General features: G+C 65.4%; 12 protein-coding genes. 5 read left to right on the top strand and 7 right to left on the bottom strand.

All coding sequences use genetic code 11. From position 1 onward, the window contains the following. Positions 1 to 115: 115 nt before the first annotated feature. Both ACXJ16_RS20575 and ACXJ16_RS20570 read right to left on the bottom strand, forming a co-directional pair. Positions 116 to 877 (bottom strand): SDR family NAD(P)-dependent oxidoreductase, encoded by a 762-nt coding sequence (locus tag ACXJ16_RS20575; RefSeq protein WP_054439047.1) that lies wholly within the window; start codon positions 875 to 877, stop codon positions 116 to 118. 80 nt (positions 878 to 957) lie between these two features. Further along, positions 958 to 3,096 carry a TonB-dependent receptor gene (locus ACXJ16_RS20570; RefSeq protein ID WP_463923205.1) on the bottom strand — a complete coding sequence of 713 codons (2,139 nt, stop codon included), beginning with the start codon at positions 3,094 to 3,096 and terminating at the stop codon, positions 958 to 960. Positions 3,097 to 3,731: 635 nt separating this feature from the next. On the opposite strand from ACXJ16_RS20570, the gene ACXJ16_RS20565 reads away from it, so the two are divergent. Further along, entirely contained in the window at positions 3,732 to 6,158 is a 2,427-nt protein-coding gene (locus ACXJ16_RS20565) for a TonB-dependent receptor (protein WP_463923204.1), read from the top strand. Positions 6,159 to 6,239: 81 nt separating this feature from the next. Continuing rightward, entirely contained in the window at positions 6,240 to 7,724 is a 1,485-nt protein-coding gene (locus ACXJ16_RS20560) for a flavin monoamine oxidase family protein (protein ID WP_324699684.1), read from the top strand. Positions 7,725 to 7,796: 72 nt separating this feature from the next. On the opposite strand, the gene ACXJ16_RS20555 is transcribed toward ACXJ16_RS20560, so the two are convergent. The 5 genes from ACXJ16_RS20555 to ACXJ16_RS20535 form a co-directional block, all read right to left on the bottom strand. Further along, positions 7,797 to 10,151, bottom strand: a complete 2,355-nt coding sequence (locus tag ACXJ16_RS20555) for a TonB-dependent receptor (RefSeq protein WP_463923203.1) — start codon at positions 10,149 to 10,151, stop codon at positions 7,797 to 7,799. 177 nt (positions 10,152 to 10,328) lie between these two features. Further along, positions 10,329 to 11,705 (bottom strand): MFS transporter, encoded by a 1,377-nt coding sequence (locus ACXJ16_RS20550; protein ID WP_463923202.1) that lies wholly within the window; start codon positions 11,703 to 11,705, stop codon positions 10,329 to 10,331. 32 nt (positions 11,706 to 11,737) lie between these two features. Beyond that, positions 11,738 to 12,319, bottom strand: a complete 582-nt coding sequence (locus tag ACXJ16_RS20545; RefSeq protein WP_185999787.1) for a cupin domain-containing protein — start codon at positions 12,317 to 12,319, stop codon at positions 11,738 to 11,740. Then, the gene (locus ACXJ16_RS20540) at positions 12,316 to 13,182 is read right to left on the bottom strand and encodes a phytanoyl-CoA dioxygenase family protein (RefSeq protein ID WP_054439039.1); all 867 of its coding nucleotides are present in this window, start codon (positions 13,180 to 13,182) and stop codon (positions 12,316 to 12,318) included. Before ACXJ16_RS20540 ends, ACXJ16_RS20545 begins: the two co-directional genes overlap by 4 nt. Before the next feature lie 154 nt (positions 13,183 to 13,336). After that, positions 13,337 to 14,302 carry a LysR family transcriptional regulator gene (locus tag ACXJ16_RS20535; protein WP_443478193.1) on the bottom strand — a complete coding sequence of 322 codons (966 nt, stop codon included), beginning with the start codon at positions 14,300 to 14,302 and terminating at the stop codon, positions 13,337 to 13,339. A gap of 163 nt (positions 14,303 to 14,465) precedes the next feature. On the opposite strand from ACXJ16_RS20535, the gene ACXJ16_RS20530 reads away from it, so the two are divergent. The 3 genes from ACXJ16_RS20530 (at position 14,466) to ACXJ16_RS20520 (ending at position 17,584) form a co-directional block, all read left to right on the top strand. Continuing rightward, on the top strand, positions 14,466 to 15,653 hold the full coding sequence (locus ACXJ16_RS20530; RefSeq protein WP_463923201.1) for an LLM class flavin-dependent oxidoreductase: 1,188 nt from the start codon (positions 14,466 to 14,468) through the stop codon (positions 15,651 to 15,653). A gap of 15 nt (positions 15,654 to 15,668) precedes the next feature. Then, positions 15,669 to 16,220 (top strand): cupin domain-containing protein, encoded by a 552-nt coding sequence (locus ACXJ16_RS20525; RefSeq protein ID WP_054439036.1) that lies wholly within the window; start codon positions 15,669 to 15,671, stop codon positions 16,218 to 16,220. 143 nt (positions 16,221 to 16,363) lie between these two features. Next, the gene (locus tag ACXJ16_RS20520) at positions 16,364 to 17,584 is read left to right on the top strand and encodes an alpha/beta hydrolase-fold protein (RefSeq protein ID WP_454798245.1); all 1,221 of its coding nucleotides are present in this window, start codon (positions 16,364 to 16,366) and stop codon (positions 17,582 to 17,584) included. The last annotated feature ends 9 nt before the right edge of the window (positions 17,585 to 17,593 follow it).

Genomic DNA, 17,593 nt, shown 5'->3' with positions numbered 1-17,593 from the left:
CAAGGGGAAACTCCGTAGATCCGCAATGTTTCGCCTTTGGTCAATCGGGGCGACGATGCAACAGAAATCGATTGTCTTGATGAGGTTGTGGCAGGTTATCGTAGGTTTGCTTAAGTCAGGCGCCGGGGATGTTCCCGCCGTCCACCGGGACATGGATGCCGGAAATGGCGCGGTTGGCGGGATCTGCGAGGAACAGCACGGCGCGGGCGATATCCTCGGGCGTGGCAAGCAGGCCGAGCGGGCTGAAACTCTCCATGCGGGCGAGGAACTCGCTCTCGGTCTCGCCGCCGTGCATGTTGCCCATGAGCATCGGGGTGGGGACGGCGCCGGGCAGCACGGCGTTGACCCTGATACCGTGGCGGCCTGCCGCCCGCGCCGCCGCCCTGGTGGTCATGAGCGCAGCGGCCTTTGAGGCGCAGTAGGCCGCGCCGTTCGGGTTGGCGGTGATCGACATGCCCGACCCCAGGTTGACCACGGAGCCGCCGCCACGCCCCTTCATATGCCGGATCGCATGTTTGCAGCCAAGGAAAGTGCCGTCGGAATTGATGGCGAAATGGCGCTGCCACAGGTCCAGCGGCATGTCCTCGAAAGCGATGTCGGGCAGATAGAACCCGGCGTTGTTCACCAGGACATCCAGTCCGCCGAGGTGGGTATCCACGAAATCGAGCAGGCCGGACCAGGACGCTTCGCTGGTGACGTCCAGGCGGCGTTCGAGGACAAGGGCCTTGCCGGTGCCGCCATCCTCATCCTCGCAGGCGAGATCCGCGCTCACCACGCGGGCTCCTTCGGCGGCAAAGGCCGAGACGATGGCAGCGCCGATGCCGCCGCGTCCCCCGGTGACGACGACGTTGAGGCCGGAAAACCGCGCGCTGTTCATTTCCTTTGCACTCCATGACGCCTGCGGCCGCCGATCGCGGGAGGCGGGCTCCCGGCCGAGGGGAGCCCGCCGGGACGTTGCTAGAAGCTGTACTTCACCGTGCCCAGCACCGTGCGCGGATTGGCCATGATGCGCGGGTTGATCACCGAAAAGCCGAAGCCGGTCGTCCAGTAGGTCTGGTTGAACAGGTTCTTGCCGGCGATCTGGAAGTTCCATGGGCCCACGTCGTATCCGGCATAGGCGTTGAACAGCTGTGTCGCCTTGACGTGGCCGACCTCCAGATTGTCCGGCGTCGAGAAGTACTGGTCGCGGAAGGCGGCGTCGGCGCCGAGCTTGGCTGTGCCTGGACCGACCGGCAGCGAGTAGTCCACGCCGATGGTGCCCTGGCACTTGGGCAACGAGGGCGGGTTCTTGCCGATCAGCGAACCGACGGCAGAGTCGGTGGAGAGGTATTTGCCCCGGTTGATCGAGCCGTTGCCCCAGATCTGGAGCCCGGTGAGCGGGCGCCAGGCCAGCTCTGCCTCGATTCCGGAAATCCTGACGTTGTAGTTTTCGACAAGGAAGCCGCCGTCATTGAGGTTCACGGTTTCCTGGCGGTCCGTGATCTTGTTGACGAAGCCGGCGATGGAGCCGCGAACGGTCCGGCCGATATCGGCCTTCACGCCTGCCTCCCAGGCTTTCGTGGTCTCCGGGCGATAGGCGGTGGCCAGTTGCGCGGCGGTGGAGGCGAGGCCGTTGTAGCCGCCCGACTTGAAGCCGACAGTGTAGGAGGCATAGAGCAGCATGTCGCGCGAGGGCTTAAAGTTGACGCCGAGCTTGGGCGTGAACTTCTCGTAGTGGTCCCGGCTGATCGCGGGCGTGCCGGCCAGCGTGGCGTCCAGGCTCTTGTCTTCCAGCGTGTATCGGCCGCCCGCTACCAGTGCGAGCTTGTCGGTCACGTTGAAGGTGAACTGGCCGTAGCCCGCCCAGGCATTCGTCTCGGCATGGAACCGGGTGGTAGAGGGGGCGAAGAAGATCGTGGAGTTCATGTCCTGATCGCCCTGCTCGTGGAAGTAGTAGAGCCCGACGACATAGTTCACCAGATCGTCCGCCAGCGACCCGGCGAACTGGGTCTCCTGGCTGGCCTGCCATGACTTCGAGCGGCTTTCGCGTTCGAACAGCGAGATCGGCGTATCGCCGGTGCTTTCGATCATCGAGGGGTAGACGCCGCCGGAGAAGTCTTCGCCCCAGCGGTCCTTCAGGCGCGAATAGGCGGTGATCGAAGTAATGGTGCCGCCCGGATAATCGGCGGAAAGGCGCAGCGATCCGCCCTTCTGCGTGACGGTGGTATAGGACGGGAAGGGCGAGAGCACGGTGCGGTAGGAGCCGGAGAGCGGCACGATCTTGCCGTCGTCGCCAGTGACGGTGTTGCTGGCCCACTGGCCGTCGCTGTTGAGATGGACATAGAACAGGTTGAGCCGCCCCTTAACGGCGTCGCCCTTGTAGGCGAGATCGAACTGGCCGCCCTGGAAGTCTTCCTTGCCGACCTTCCGGTCCAGCGTGGCATTGTACTGGCGGCCGCCGTCTCGCGCGCGGACGATGCCGTTGAGCGAGAAGGCCCACTTGCCGTCCTTGCTGAGCGGAACCGAAAGGTAGCCCTTCACGCGGCGTTCGTTCCACGTGCCGTAGCCGACCTGCACGTTGCCGGTCAGCGTGTCGGCAGGCTGCTTGGTGATGATGTTGATCGCGCCCGCCGCCGCGTTACGGCCGTAGAGCACGCCTTGCGGGCCGCGCAGCACCTCGATCCGCTCGATCTCGGCAAAGTCCAGCAGGGCGGCCTGCATGCGGGCGTTGTAGACGTCGTTCACGTAAAGCGCGACTTCCGGCTCCGACATGATGTAGCCGCCGTCCGTCACGCCGCCGCCGCGGATATAGGCGGTGAGGCCGGCGCTGCCGCCGGTCACCGAACTCAGGTTCACGTTGGGAGCGAGGCGACCGATATCGGTGGGGGAGAGCACCTGGCGGGTCTCGATCTCCTCGGCGGTGATGGCGGTTACCGAGACCGGAACGTCCTGGAGCCGCTGGTCGATGCGCTGGGCGCTGACCACGATGTCTCCGAAGCCCTGTTGCGGGGCGTCCTGTTCCGACCCTGCTTGCGGTGTTTCCTGGGCCATGGCGACGGCAGGAAGCGCGGTGAGTGCCGTTGCGACCAGCAGCACCCGCATGACAGACTTCTTCATTTGAAAAACTCCGATTTGAACCTGAACCTTGCTTTTTCGTCACCGGACCGCTCTGCGTCGGCTTGGTGCGGCACCTGTCTTCCCGGGCTGCGGGCGGGGGTTTCCCCTGCCTGCCATGTCTTCCTGCACGTCCCGACGGGGAGGAGATGCAGCAGGCACGCCCTGCGGCGATCGTGATCCACGCGGATCACCGATGGTCGGACATGAAGCGGTGCGGAACCTGAATGTCGCGATTGATCGCCAAGGTCCATGACGATCCGCGCACGGGTTCATGGCGGGACAGATTTTTTCCGCTCCCTCATCCGACAGGCGAACAGGGCCCAGATTCAGCGCCGATCCGGCGGCGGGAAAGTAAATCTCATGGGCATGGACAAGCGCTCGATCGTCATGACGAAGCAGCTTGCGACGCGGTTCACCCCGCAACCGGATGCGCAAGTATTCCGACCTTTAAAGACTGGGACATGCCAAGGAGGGTTGCCTCCCAGCGGTTCTGTTCATTTTTCGATGGAAGCTCGTCTGGAACGAAACTTCTGACCTGTTCGGGTCAGCCCTTCCCGCATGTCGATGTTCGACAGGGAACTTCTCCGGGTACGCGCCGTGAAAGCGCGCGGTCCGGACAACATCGAGGGGCTACCATGATCAGAAACAGTCACATTCTACGTTTCACCACCGCGCTTTCAACGGCGCTCGCATGCTGGGCCGCTCCGGCTTTCGCACAGGGACAGTCCGCACCGGCGCAGGCGACTGAAATGGCGCCGGGCGATATCGTCGTCACCGCCCGCAAACGGGAGGAGAGCCTGCTGAAGACGCCGGTCACGGTGACCGCGATGACTTCGGAAACGCTGGAGGCCAAGGGCATCGTCTCGATGCAGTCGCTGGCGAGTTCGACGCCGGGCATCAACATCAACAACAGCTCTTCCGGCCATGCCGACCGTTCCTTCCAGCAGATCTCGCTGCGCGGCTTCACGCCGGTGACGACCAATGCGACGACGACCTCGATGTTCATCGACGGCGTTCCGGTCGCCTCGCCTTCGCCGTTCACCTCGATCAGCGATCCCGAGCGGATCGAGATCCTCAAGGGGCCGCAGAGCGCCTATTTCGGCCGCAATACTTTTGCCGGGGCGATCAACTTCGTGAACAAGGAACCGGGCGGCGAGTGGCACGGCCAACTGACCGGCATGATCGGCACGCGTGACAACTGGCGCCTGCGCGGCTCGGTCGAAGGCCCGATCATCGGCGACATGCTGACGTTCCGGATAACCGGCGATGCGTTCGACAAGGGCGGATCGTGGAAGAACAGCTATGACGGCGGCACGCTGGGCGATGAATCGACGCGCAGCGCCAGCCTCCTGCTCGTCGCCAAGCCGAGCGACCGGCTCACCGTCAAGGCGTTCGGCATGTGGACGCGTGACGAGGACGGACCCTCGGCGCAGACGCGGCTCGTGGCCACGGATATCAAGACGCCGGGCGGCACCGTGATCCAGAGCAGCCAGAGCAATTGCACGACGCCGGGCGGCTATGCCTTCATCTGCGGCACCGCGCCGGGCCTCGTCAATCGGGTGAGCGCCAACACCAGCTTCACCAGCCAGCTCAAGAACTGGCTCGACAATCCTGCCGGGCGCCTGCTTTCAAGCGACGAGACGGTCGATCACTATGGTCTGCTGCGCAATTCCATCCACGCGCACCTTACCGCCGACTACGAGATCGACGACAATTTCTCGCTCTCGCTGCTGGCCGGGCACAACGAGGAGAAATGGAGCACCCTGGTCGACCTAGACGGGTTCGACAGTTCGGCCTTCACCGGCACGAGTTACTGGAACACCGCCTATTACGACTTCCCCTACCTGATCGAGCGGGAGATGCACGATTACTCGGCGGAGGGCCGGGTGAACTACGATTTCGGCGCCGTCCACGGCGTGGCCGGGGCCAGCTATCTCGAAGCGTGGAACCGGGTGGGCAGCGGCACGCCGATCTACGGCGGCCGCCCCGGCACCACCGGGCGCAACGAGAGCAAGACCCTGGGCATCTTCGCGGGCCTCACTTACGACATCACCGATCGCTTCTCGGTAAGCGCGGAAGGCCGCTACCAGATCGACCGGATCGCAACCTACGCCAACAGCAACCTGACCATCGCCGATTCCATCTATGTCCCGGCGGGCACTTATGCGGCGGGTAGCAAGCTGGCTTCGGACAAGTTCCGCAACTTCACGCCGCGCGTGATCGCCAACTTCCAGATCGACCCGGACCTTATGGTCTACGCCTCCTATTCGCGCGGGGTGAACCCGTCGCAGTTCAACGCCTTCCTGCTGGCCTCGACGACGGATTCGGGAGATCGGGAACTGGCGGCACAACAGGGCGTACCGCTTACGGTGCAGCCGGAGAAGCTGACCAACTACGAACTGGGGGTAAAGGGCAAGGCGCTGAACGGCCGGCTGACGTATACGGCGGCCGGATATTACGCGAAGTGGCGCAAGCAGATCACGTCCTATTCGTTCCTGCTGGATGACGGCACCCTGTTCACCGGCGTTGCCAACTCCGGCTCCACCGATCTCTACGGGCTTGAGGCGGAAACGCACCTGCGGCTGGGCGATCTCGTCACCATCGATGCGGCGGGCGCCTATACGGGCACGGACATCAACAGCTTCGTCAATCCTTCCGTAACCGCCTATTCCGGGATCACCGACTTCAGCGGCAAGGAAATGGCGCGTACTTCCAAGTGGTCTGCGAACCTGGGCGTGCAACTCGGCGGGGACTTGCGCGGGATCGACGATGCCGGCTGGTTCGCGCGGGCGGATTACAGCTTCAAGTCGGGCGTCTGGTCCGACCAGGCGAACCTCATCAAGACGCAGGACCGCCACCTGGTGAACCTGCGCACCGGCCTTTCGCGCGGGAAGGCCTCGATAGAGCTGTTCGTGAACAACGTCTTCAACAACAAGGCCTATACCAGCATCGACGATAACTGGGCGATTGCGCCCGGCTATTCGCTGGCGCGCTACAACGCCGTGCTCGTCGGCCTGCCCGACCTGCGCACCGCAGGCGTGCAGCTCAAGCTGGGCTTCTGATGACAGGCGGCCGTTCCCGGATGGCTGGCCCGTCCGGGAACGGCCGTTCCAAGCTTCCTTTTCAGACTGGAGACAGTTCTCATGTTCACTCGCCGCAAGATTCTGGGCGCGGGCGCGCTTGGCGCCGCCACCTTCGCGCTGCCGCGCATGGCTTTCGCCGCGGAGAAGGCCGATGTCGTCATCATCGGCGCGGGCCTTTCCGGCCTGCATTCGGCCGAGCTCCTGCGCGATCTCGGGATGCGCGTGCTCATCCTCGAAGCGTCCGACCGGGTTGGCGGGCGCGTGCAGACCGTTCAGACCGTGGACGGCCCCATCGACGTCGGCGCCAGCCAGATCGGCCGCAGCTATGCCCGCGTGCTGGACGCCTGCCAGCGCTACGGGCTCAAGCTCGTTTCGGAAGACCGCGACCTGCTTTCGTTCGGCGGTCATATCAAGGACACCTGGATCGACCCGAAGACGTGGGAATCGAACCCGCTCAACCGCACCGTCGGCGATGAGCGCAAGATCAACCCGATCCTGATGGGGCAGGCCGTCACCGCGAAATTCAACCCGCTCAAGGAAGTGGACGACTGGCTGGACCCGCGCTTTTCCGGGTACGACATCTCCCTGCGCGAACTGATGAAGCGCAACGGCTACAGCGAGGCGGCGATCGAACTCGCGGCGTTCTCGGCGCCCGGTATCGGCATCGACGAAACCTCGATGCTGCGCATGTGGCAGGAGGAGACGCGCGGAGGCGTCGATCGCCGGACGGGCCAGTCGCCGGTCCAGCACGCGCGGGACCATCCTTTCGGCGAGGCCAACGACCACAACATGATCGACGGCCTCGCCTCCACCAACAACATCGTCGGCGGCTGCCAGCAGCTGCCGCTGGCCATGGCGGCGAAGCTGGGTGACGCCATCCGCCTCGGACGCAAGGTGGCGCGGATCGAGATGACGGACAGCGGCGCCACCGTGACTTGTGCGGACGGCAGCGCGGTTTCGGCAAGGTTCGTGATTTCCGCCGTTCCCTTCTCGGTGCTGCGCCGTGTCGAAATCGTCGCGGGCAGGGACAATCCCCTGCAAAGGCAGGCGATTTCGGCGATGCCCTATGCCAACACCGCCCGCATGTACCTGACGGCCGAGAAGCCGTTCTGGAAGGAAGACGGACTGCCGCCCTCGTTCTCCACCGATGGTCCGATCGGGATGTTCTGGGCGATCGACAATCATACCGGCGAGGGCCGGCACCGGGCGATGGTGGTCATGGTCGGCCTTGTCGCGCAGGCCATCGCGAAAATGGAACATGCCGAGGCGGAAGCCTTCATCCAGAACGAGATCGTCCGCCTCCGCCCCGCTGCGAAAGGACTTCTGCGGCTGGCCACCTACAAGGACTGGATGCGCGATCCCAACCAGCTCGGCTGCGGGTTCAGCCTGGCACCGGGCCAGGTCAACGGCTTTGCCCGGACGATGACCGATCCCTGGCAGGTCATGCACTTTGCGGGCGAGCATACGCGGCGGCTCGATTTCGGCATGGAATCGGCGATGGAAAGCGGTGAACGCGTTGCCGTGGAGATCGGCGCGCGGGCCTGATTTTCGCGCGTGACGAACGGGAAAAGGCCCGGCAGGCGTTGTGCCTGCCGGGCCTTTTGCTTGCCAGAGGGATCAGAAGCGCAGGGTGGCTTCCATACCCCATTCGGCCGGACGGGGGACCGAGGCGTAGAGGCACTGCTGGTTGGAGCCATAAGTGGCGGTGTCGCGTTCCACGAAGATGCAGGTCGCGGTGGCGCCGGCGAGGCCTGAGCCGGTCGGGCGCTGGTTGTTGAGGATGTTGCGGCCGAAGAGCGAGAAGTCGATGGCATCGCTGGCGAAGTTGATCCGCGCGTCCACGGTCCAGGCCGAGCGGCCCTTCACGGTGTTGGCGAGATTGGCGTACCAGCTGCCGCGATAGGCGCCGTCCAGACGGAAGCTGGGCGAAAAACCGCCCATTTCCGGCAACTTGTATTCGCCGCCGATGAAGCCGTTCCAGTCCGGCACATTGGCCTGGGTGAGCCCGTCGAGCACGATCGAATTGTCCGCGCTGGCGGGGAACCCGTAAGTCGAGCTGGTGCTGATGATGAGCGGGGTCTTGGTCGTGAACTCCTGGTGGGCATAGCCGACCGAGCCGCGCAGCGTCAGGCACGGGGTTATCCGGAGGTTCGCCTCGCCTTCGAAACCAAGGATTTTCGAGGCGCCGACGTTGCCCACCGTGGCGATGTTGACGATGTTGCCGTTGACCGTGCGCTCCTGCGTGGAGACGAGCTGCTGGTCCTTCACTTCGTCATAGAACGCGGCGAGGTTGAGGGTCAGGCGGCCGCCGAAGAAGGTGTTCTTGCTGCCGATTTCGTAGTTGAACAGCTTCTCCGGGTCCGCGGCGAGCCCGACATAGTTTCCGGCGACATTGACGAAGCTGTACCGTGCGCTTTTCACACCCTTGGAAAACAGTGCATAGATCATGCTCTCACCCGTCACCTTGTAGCTCAGGGTGATACGCGGGCTGAAGTCCTCAGAGACGTTGTTGTAATCGACAGAGGTCGGGTAGAACACGCAAGTGGGGCAGGCGGGGGAGGACACCTTCTCGCGGGCGTAGCGCCCTTCGCCGCTCAGCGTCAGCGCGTCGGTGACGTCCCAGTCGAACCCGCCCAGCACCGCCATGTTGGTGAGGTGGTCGTTGCGCGTCACGCCCTTGGGATTGGCGGTGGTGCCGTAGCCGGAGAAGGCGGAGAGATCGTTCTCCCAGAAATAATAGAGCCCCGCCCGCCAGCGGAACGGTTTGCTTCCGGGGGAGAGCAGCATGAGCTGGTGGCTGGTGTTCTCGAAAGTCTCGGTCGAGGGGAAGGTGCCCAGCACCGAACTGCGCACGGTTACCGTGCCATCGGTTATCAGGTCGCCGAACACCGGGTCCTGTCCGGGCTGCACCGCGCGGGGAACGGTGGCGACATTGGCCCAGCGCGATTCCCGGAAATAGCCGCCGCGGTAGCTCAGTTCATAATCGCCGAAGGTCTTGGTGACGACGGCGCTGGCGAAGTAGCGGTCGCGTCCGTAGCCGGTGGCGCCCTGCGTGCCGATGGTGTCGAGGTCGCCGTCCGGCAGGTAGGCGGGGAAGAACGCGCCGTTGCCGCGCGCGAAAGGCGCCACCGCGACGCCGGCTGCCAGCCATTCGCGCGGGTGCTGCACCACTTGTGCGGGCGGGGAATCGCGGTCGTGCTGGTACATGCCGCGCAGCTTGATCGAGAAGCTTTCGTCCGGCTTGAAGAACAGCGTGCCCGAGACGACCTGCGTGCGTTCGCGCCCGATCGCGGTGCCGTCGTCAACCGACTTCGCGAAGGCGCCGTTCTGCATCAGCGAGCCGGAAACAGAGAACCACAGCGCATCCTTCACTATCGGCGCGGTAACGGTGCCGCCGAAGTAGTAGCTGGCGTCCGGCGCCTTGTTGGTGAGGCTGCCGCGCGCCTTGACGAAGCCGGTCACGGCATCGCCCGAGGGATCGGCGGTGACGTAGTTGATCGCGCCGCTGTAGGTGGCGCGGCCGAAGGTGGCGCTTTGCGGGCCCTTGATGATCTCCACGCGCTGGAGGTTCTCCAGATCGAGCGAGGCGAGTTGCCCTGACAGGGCCACGCCGTCGATGAAGATCGAGATGCCCTGGTAGCGTTCGTCCGAAGTATTGGGGGCCAGGCCGCGCAGCGAGTAGGCCGAGGGATCGTTGCGGCCCGAGCCGGCGAAAAGGCTGAGGTTCGGCGTGATCTTCTGGAGGTCTCGCGCGTCGCGGATCTGGGCACCGGCGAGATCCTGGTCACTCAGCGCGGTGATCGCCAGCGGCACGTCCTGAAGGCTTTCCTTGCGGTTCTTGGCGGTGACGACGATGGTATTGCCGCCTTCCGCGTCGCCGGCCTGCTGGGCCTGCGCCGGGGCCGTCGCCAGCATGGCGGCGGTGGCGATCAGGCTGGTCGTCAATGCTGTTCTTTTCAACTTACCGGTCATGGACGCTTTCCCTCATGTTATTTGTTCTTGAGGGGACATGCTGTCGCAGTCGGGTGAGTATTTTTCTGAAGTATTTCCCCTATCCGATGGACGGATAAAGAAAATATCGCGAAGATGGCTGCAGGGCGAGACGCTGGAAGCGCCCGCCCTGCAGGGGTTGGAACTGGCTTTTTCCGGTCAGGCGGCAGTGGCGTTCAGGGCATTTCCTTCGGCTGTTTCAGAAGCCTGCACAGCGTGTTCTGGCGCGGCCTGGCCCGGAAGCCGGTAGCGCAGCATGATGAGGCCCGCGGCCACCGCGGCGAGCGAGGGCACGACGGAGAGCGCCACGATGATCCCGAGCCGCACGCTGGGAGGCTGCGCTTCCGCGCCGTTGCCGGTGGAGGACACGAACCCGACCCAGGCCATGGTCATGCTGAACACGAAGGTTCCGAAGGCGGCCGTGCCCTTCTCCACCATGACGAAGACGCCTGCGAGCATCCCGGCGCGGCTGTCTCCCTGTACCTGGCGCGAATAGTCCATCGTGTCGGTCAGCACGGTGTAGAGACCGAGGAAGATGCCGCCGGTGGCGATGCCGGAAACCAGCGCGCAGAGATGGACGAAGGGTTCGGGCCGGGCGGCGGGAACGAAGAGCCAGCTGAAATAGGCGAGCGCGCAGAGCGCACTGGCGCCCAGCAGCGCGTTGCGGCGGCCGTGGCGCGCGGCAAGCCTTACCCAGAGGTACTGCGAGCCCATCATCGCCAGCGTCTGCACGAGGAAGATCGAGCCCAGCGTGCTGTCGGCCACGCCCAGCACGTGGCGCGTGTAGAAGGGGATCGCCGCCATGTGGACGGTAAGGCCCGAGAACAGCACGAGCTTGAAGCCGATCAGGCAGAGGAACGGCCGGTTGCGGCGCAGGGCACCCACCGCCTCGCGCAGGGAGCCATCGCCGGATGGCCCGCTTTCCGCCGCTTCGCCTTCGCGCAGCAGTGCGAAGGAAGCCGCCCCGCCAAGGGCGATGAGCACGCCCAGCACGATCGCCACCATGCCGTGCCCGGCACGGTCGCTGCCGATGCGCGAAAGCAGGAACGGAGCGGCGGCGGTCGCGGCCATGTTGCCGAGTGAGGAGCCGTAGACGCTGAAGGTCATCAGCTTCGAGCGTTCCTGAAAGTTCGACGTGATCGCCCGCCCCAGCGCCAGATAGGGAATGCGGAACAAGGTATAGGCGGTGGAGAAGAACAGCAGCGTCATCCCCACCCAGACCCATAGGCCGGTGCCCGAAAGCGCCCCAGGCACGTTGAACAGCATGACCATGGAAAGCCCGGCCATCAGCCCGCCGCCCAGCAGATAGGGGCGGTACTTGCCGAAACGGGTGTGCGTGCGGTCGCCGATGTGGCCCATCAGCGGGTCGCAGGCGGCATCGTATATCTTGGCAAGGACGGTCAGCATTCCGGCCAGCCCGATGGCAAGGCCGAGCGAATCCGTCATGAACCGCAAGTGCAGCAGGCCCACGGCGCTGACCAGCGCCGAGGACGTGAAGGAGCCGATCGCCCAGCCGAGATATGCAGTCTTCTTCACGCGTGTTCCTTGCAGCGAGGGGGGCTATGGGCTCAGCGGGCTTGGTCGGACCAGACCTTCGTCATGTCGGAACTGCCGGACAGGGGGCAGCCTTCGCCGGGAAGCTGCACCGCGACCATGAACGAGCCTTCCGGCCCGGCTTTCGAGATGTGGCCCTTGCCGGTGCAGTCCTCCGCATAGGCGAGGTCGCCGTGGCGCAGTTCGTATTCGGTGCCGTCATGAAGGCCAATCATCATCGACCCGAAGATCGGGATCAGCAGGGTCGGCTGGCTGGCGACGTGGAAGCCGAAACCGGCGCCGGGTTGCGATCCGCCCAGGGTGACGCGCGCGGCGGTGCGGCGCAGCAGAGTGGCGATGGCCTGGCCGCGCGGCTCGACCACTTCGAGTTGTTCGGCCCGGGTCAGCCCGTCTGGTCCGGAATAGAGGTGAAAGACCCGCTTCAGCCAGGGAACCGTGCCGCCGCTGCCGGGAAATTCCATCGGCAGGTTCGGGCCCTGGATCGGCTCTACCCGGATGCCGGGAGCGCTGCCCGCCACCGCCGGGCCGGAAATTCCCAGCATCGCGAGAAGCGCCGCGCCGCCAAGGAATTCCCGCTTGCCGGGATCGAAGGTCATGCTGCCCGCGCCGCTTGCGCGGGGCGCGGGGCGAAGGCGCGCGGTTCGTCGTCGGGGCGGTGCCAGATCAGCGGTAGCAGTTCGCCGGGTTCGGGGTGAACGCCGTCGGGCTGGCTCATCAGGTCCATGCCGTGGACCGGCATCAGCCCTTCGCGCGGGCACCAGTAGCAGTCGTCGCCGATCATCCGCATGGCAAGGCCGGTGCGGGCGAGCGTGTCGGAATCGTTGCCCTTGGAATAGTGCGGGATATCGACATGGAACAGCACGGCGTCACCCGGCTGGAGATCCCAGGTGACGAAGCGGAACGGGAAATCCGGATTGTCGCGCTCTGCTTCGAAGTCGGGGAAGCGGAAGGTGCCGTCTCCGGCGGGGCCGAAGCGCGAGCCGGTGTCGATGCAGAAGCGGTGATAGCCCGCGACGAATTCGATCCGGCCGTTCTCCTCGTTCACCGGCGACAGCGCGACCCACAGGTTGGGGATCATGGTGCCGGTGAAGGGCCAGAGGTGATCGGCATGCCACTGCATGATCGCGGGCGATTGCGGCGGCTTGCGGAACAGGTGATCGTGGAACATCTGCACGTTGTCCGCCTCGATCACGCGGCCGACGATCTCGCCCGCGGGTGAGTTGAAGGCGAAGTCGCGGAATATGCCCGGCTTGTGCCAGAGGTGCGAAACCGAGACCATGGCGCCGTGCGAGGGGCCGGTAAGGCCGTGTGCGGCGGGATCGGCGGATACTTCGAGCGCGGCCTGCTGGAGACGCTCGATCCATTCCGCGTCGAACATCTGGCGCAGGCAGACCACGCCGTCGCGGCGATAGGTCTCGATGTGCTCGGGCGTGACGGGGTTGAGGGGATGCTTGTTCATCGCCGGACTCGCTGTGAGGAAAAAAGGGGCCACGGTGAGCGACTGGAACCCAGCGCAGCCAGTGGCGGCATGTTGCTTGGGCTTGGCGAGGCGGAACAGAGAACTAATTTTGACCTGTGATAGAGCGCCTCTATCACCCGGGCAGCGGCGGCCATCATGCCGCGATCTTCGGGGCGGGCAGCGCCTTGGGATGGTCGGGAACCTGCATCGTGCGCAGCAGCGACTTCAGCCGCCGCACCGCCAGCGTCTCGTAGCAGCCGTCGATCCACAACAGGCCGAGCGGCGGCCCCTCGATGTTGGAGCCGGGCACCTGGCGCACGGTGCCGCCCTGCAGTTCGGTGGCGAACTGGCTTTCCGGCACCATGCCCAGCAGGCCGCCGTCCATGACCATCCGGCGGATCAGGTGCATCGAGGCGGAGCGGATCGCCACCATGTTCTCGGTCATCCCGAAGCGTGCGAGCAGTTCCAGCACCATGTTGGTATTGTTGCGATCGCCACTGCTGGCGGTCACCTGCCGCGCGCCGACATTGGGGGCGTCTGCCTGCGCCCAGGCATGTTCGGTGATCGGGCCGCCGCTTTCGATCTGTTCGAAGATCGCGTGATCGGGGCGGGCGAAGATCGAGTAATACTGGCGCAGCAGCGGCTCGAAAGCGATTTCGTCGGCGTCCTCGTCCTCGGGCGGGGCGGCGGAGAAGGCCAGGTCCAGTTCGCCGCGTTGCAGGCGGGCGATGAGGTCGGCGCTATAGGCTTCCACCACGCGCAGGGTAACGGCGGGCTCGCGTTCGCGAAAAGCGGCGATGGTGTGGGCGAACTGGCTGTTGAGCAGCACCGGGTGGACGCCGATCACGATCACCTGCTGGCGGTTCTTGCGCTCCACTTCGGCGAGCAGGCGGGCATGTTCGCTGACGATCAGGCGCGCGCGCACGATCAGCGTCTCGCAGGCTTCCGTCGGGCGGATGCCGGAGGGACCGCGCACGAACAGCGAGAGGCCGAGGCTTTCCTCCAATTGCCGGATGCTCCAGGTGAGCGCGGGCTGCGACATGCCGAAACGGCGCGCTGCCTTGCGGAAACTGCCTGCCTCGTAGACGGCGATCATGCGTTCGAGCTTGACGATGTTCATCGGCGGGGGGCCTCCTGGTTGCCGTTGCCCGGGGAGGTTCGATCAAGCTTCTCTCGCAGGGTAATAGATTTCTTGGATTATTCGCCTCTCGGTCACCTGCCAGTTTTTCGGGGTCAGAATTGAAGCCGGCACGCATCGTGGCCCGGCCTTGGGGAGGGCCGTCATGTCGCTTGAAATCCTGGGAGTCCTGCTCCACCGCAATGCCTCGGAAGTGTCGCCACCGGGCGGGCCGAGCTTCGATGTGGAGACGATCGGCACGCTGGCCCGCGCGTTTGACGAAAACGGCTTCGACCGCGTGCTGATCCTCCAGAACTCCTACGCGCCGGACCCTTTCGCCATCGCCAGTTACGCGGCCGCGATCACCCGGCGGCTATCCTTCATGGTGGCGCATCGGCCCGGCTTCATCGCGCCGACCATGGCCGCGCGCATGTTCGCCACGCTTGACCGGCTGAGCGGCGGGCGTGCCGGGGTCCATGTCATCACCGGCGCCAACGACCTGGAACTGGCCTGCGACGGGGATTACCACACCAAGGACGAACGCTACCGGCGCAGCGGCGAATATGTTGAGATCATGCGCCGGGTCTGGGGCGCGCGCGAGCCGGTGAGCCATGCGGGCGACTGGTACCGGTTCGACCGGGCGCTGGCGGAAATCCGGCCGGAGGGCGGCGCCATCCCGGTCTACTGGGGCGGAGCTTCTCCGCTGGCGCTGGAAGTGGGCGCGCAAGTGGCGGATGTCTACGCGATCGGCGGTCTCAAGCCGCTGGCGCAGATGGAAGAGGCGGCGGCGCAGGTCAAGGCGGCCTGGGCGGCAACCGGCCGTCCCCTGCGGCTCCAGACATCGGCGCGGGTCATCCTTGGCGAGACCGAGGAACAGGCATGGCAGGCCGCGCGCGCGGTGATCGAGCAGCTTCGCGACACTGCCGCGATGCAGCAGGCGAAAATCTCCGAAGCCGATGCCGGAAAGGGCGAGGCGACCGGCACCGCCATGCGGCTCGACCCCAGGCTGGCCACGACGCGCGGCGGATCCGGGCGTGAGGAACTGGAGGCGCTCGCCGGTGGCAGCGAACTGATCGACAAGCGCCTCTGGACCGGGATCACCCGCGCCTCGATCGATTTCTCGACGCCGATGCTGCCGCCCGCGCTGGTGGGCACGGCCGAGCAGGTGGCGGATGCCTTGATGGACTATTATGCCATGGGCATCGGCGGCTTCCTGCTGCGCGGATTCGACCTGCTGGGCGATATCGCGGTCCACGGGCGCGAACTGATCCCGCGCCTGCGCGAACTGGCCGCCCGCCATGACGAGAAGTCCGGCGCCGACCTCGCCGCCGCCGGTTCCCGCGTCAGTGCCTGAAGGAGAACAAGGCGCATGAAACTGCTCGTTCCGTTCGCCGCCGTGCTGGCCCTTGCGGCGCCCGCGCTGGCCGATCCGGCGCCCGTCACCCCGCTTTCTCCCACCGGCAAGGCCATGCGCATGATGCACATGTACGGCGGGGAGGACGGCGAATCCCATCTCGAGATCATCGACCTGCCGCTGACCGGCGGGGGCGACGGGCGTTCGGTGCAGTCGCGCCTGCGCGCCACCGATGTCGAGATCGGCGATACGCTGCCCGGCGGTTTCATCGATTTTCACGGCGTTTCCACCCCGCGTTTCCTGATCGTCCTGTCAGGCCAGCTCGAAGTGGGGCTGGGTGACGGTTCGAAGCACATCCTTTCCAAGGGCGACATCGTCCTGGCGGACGACGTGACCGGACGCGGCCATACCTCGCGCATGATCGGCACCGAGCCCGTGCGCATCCTCACCGTCCGTCTGCCGAAGGACAGCGCGCTCGTGCCCAAGGCCGAGAGTTGCCCCGATGGCATGCCCGCCGACCAGTGCGTGGCGGCGCGGCTGGGAAAGCAGGGCGAAGCGCGCAAGTGAACCGCCACCCACGGTGATGGCGGGGTGTGCGGAGCGGGCGGGTCCGCCAGTCGGATAGACGCGATGGCGCCGTTCGTTCCGGCACCGGCAGAAGCGACCTTTCGCGGCAGCAGCGCTCGCTGCGTTCGCGAAAGGTTTTTTGCATGGTTCGCCGCAAGATAGTCTCCTCCGCCGCGCTGCTGGCGGCCGTATCCGCCATCGCGGCGGCGCTGCCGGCGACGGCGCAGATGCAGTCGCCCAAGCTCGATCCCTCCACTTGCGTGATGCCCCCGTTCTATTCCGGCCCCGCGCCCTACAAGTCGGTGGAGCAGCTTCCCGACCGGCGCGTGACCTTCCGCCTCTGCGCGCCGAATGCATCGGAAGTGCTGCTGACCAGCACGGATATCGCCACGGTCATTCCCATGGGCTTCCCCGCCGGTACGCCGCAGGGCCTTGCCATGGCGAAGGACGCGACCGGTCTCTGGACCGTCACCACCACCCGGCCGGTGCCAGCGGACACTTACCGCTTCGCCTTCCGCGTGGACGGGGTGAAGACCGTGGATCCGCTGGGCAAGACCTTCTCCGAGGAGCTCAAGGGCATCAATTCGACATTCGAGGTGCGCGGCCCCGAAGGCGATTTCCAGACGTGGAACCCGCAAGTCGCGCATGGCGCGGTATCGACGATCGAATACTGGTCGAAATCGCTCGGCATCGCCCGCCGCGCCCATGTCTATACGCCGCCCGGCTATATGAAGGACGGCCGCAAGTATCCGGTGCTCTATCTCGTGCACGGCGCGGGAGACAGTGACGACAGCTGGACCAGCGTGGGCCGGGCCAATGCCATCCTGGACAACCTGATCGCCGCCGGAAAAGTCGTGCCGATGATCGTCGTCATGCCGGACGGCCACACCCCGCTGCGCGAAGGGGTGATGACGCTCGACAACCCCGATTTCGGCGCCGACCTGATCGGCGACCTGATCCCCTATGTCGATGCCGCTTACCGCAGCGACGCCCGGCCAGAGGCACGGGCCATGGCGGGGCTGTCTATGGGCGGATCGCATACCCTGCGAAACGGGCTAACGCACCCGGACCAGTTCCGCTGGATCGGCATATTCTCGATGGGGCTGAGCAAGGGCAACGCCTTCAACGGCGTGGAGACGTATGCCGCGAAATACGATGCCGAACTGAAGCGCAGCGCGAAGGAACTGAAGCTCGTCTACTTCGCGATGGGCAGGGAGGATTTCCTTCACGAGACGGTCGCGCCCACGCGCGCGCTGTTCGATCGCTACCACATCGCGCACGTCTATCACGAAACCGGCGGCGGCCACGAATGGGTGAACTGGCGGCGCTATCTCGCCGATTTCGCGCCGCGCCTGTTCCGCTGAAGGCAGGCC

This window comes from Novosphingobium sp. TK71 (assembly GCF_055361505.1).
The sequence above is the reverse complement of the archived record's forward strand: the minus strand, read 5'-3'. Positions and strand labels throughout refer to the sequence as shown.

Excerpts from the sequence above, each read along its gene's own strand:
- ACXJ16_RS20575 (WP_054439047.1), bottom strand. The coding sequence starts at position 877 with ATGAACAGCGCGCGGTTTTCCGGCCTCAACGTCGTCGTCACCGGGGGA.
- ACXJ16_RS20540 (WP_054439039.1), bottom strand. The coding sequence starts at position 13,182 with ATGAACAAGCATCCCCTCAACCCCGTCACGCCCGAGCACATCGAGACC.
- ACXJ16_RS20555 (WP_463923203.1), bottom strand. The coding sequence starts at position 10,151 with ATGACCGGTAAGTTGAAAAGAACAGCATTGACGACCAGCCTGATCGCC.
- ACXJ16_RS20570 (WP_463923205.1), bottom strand. The coding sequence starts at position 3,096 with ATGAAGAAGTCTGTCATGCGGGTGCTGCTGGTCGCAACGGCACTCACC.
- ACXJ16_RS20530 (WP_463923201.1), top strand. The coding sequence starts at position 14,466 with ATGTCGCTTGAAATCCTGGGAGTCCTGCTCCACCGCAATGCCTCGGAA.
- ACXJ16_RS20525 (WP_054439036.1), top strand. The coding sequence starts at position 15,669 with ATGAAACTGCTCGTTCCGTTCGCCGCCGTGCTGGCCCTTGCGGCGCCC.
- ACXJ16_RS20545 (WP_185999787.1), bottom strand. The coding sequence starts at position 12,319 with ATGACCTTCGATCCCGGCAAGCGGGAATTCCTTGGCGGCGCGGCGCTT.
- ACXJ16_RS20560 (WP_324699684.1), top strand. The coding sequence starts at position 6,240 with ATGTTCACTCGCCGCAAGATTCTGGGCGCGGGCGCGCTTGGCGCCGCC.
- ACXJ16_RS20565 (WP_463923204.1), top strand. The coding sequence starts at position 3,732 with ATGATCAGAAACAGTCACATTCTACGTTTCACCACCGCGCTTTCAACG.
- ACXJ16_RS20520 (WP_454798245.1), top strand. The coding sequence starts at position 16,364 with ATGGTTCGCCGCAAGATAGTCTCCTCCGCCGCGCTGCTGGCGGCCGTA.
- ACXJ16_RS20535 (WP_443478193.1), bottom strand. The coding sequence starts at position 14,302 with ATGAACATCGTCAAGCTCGAACGCATGATCGCCGTCTACGAGGCAGGC.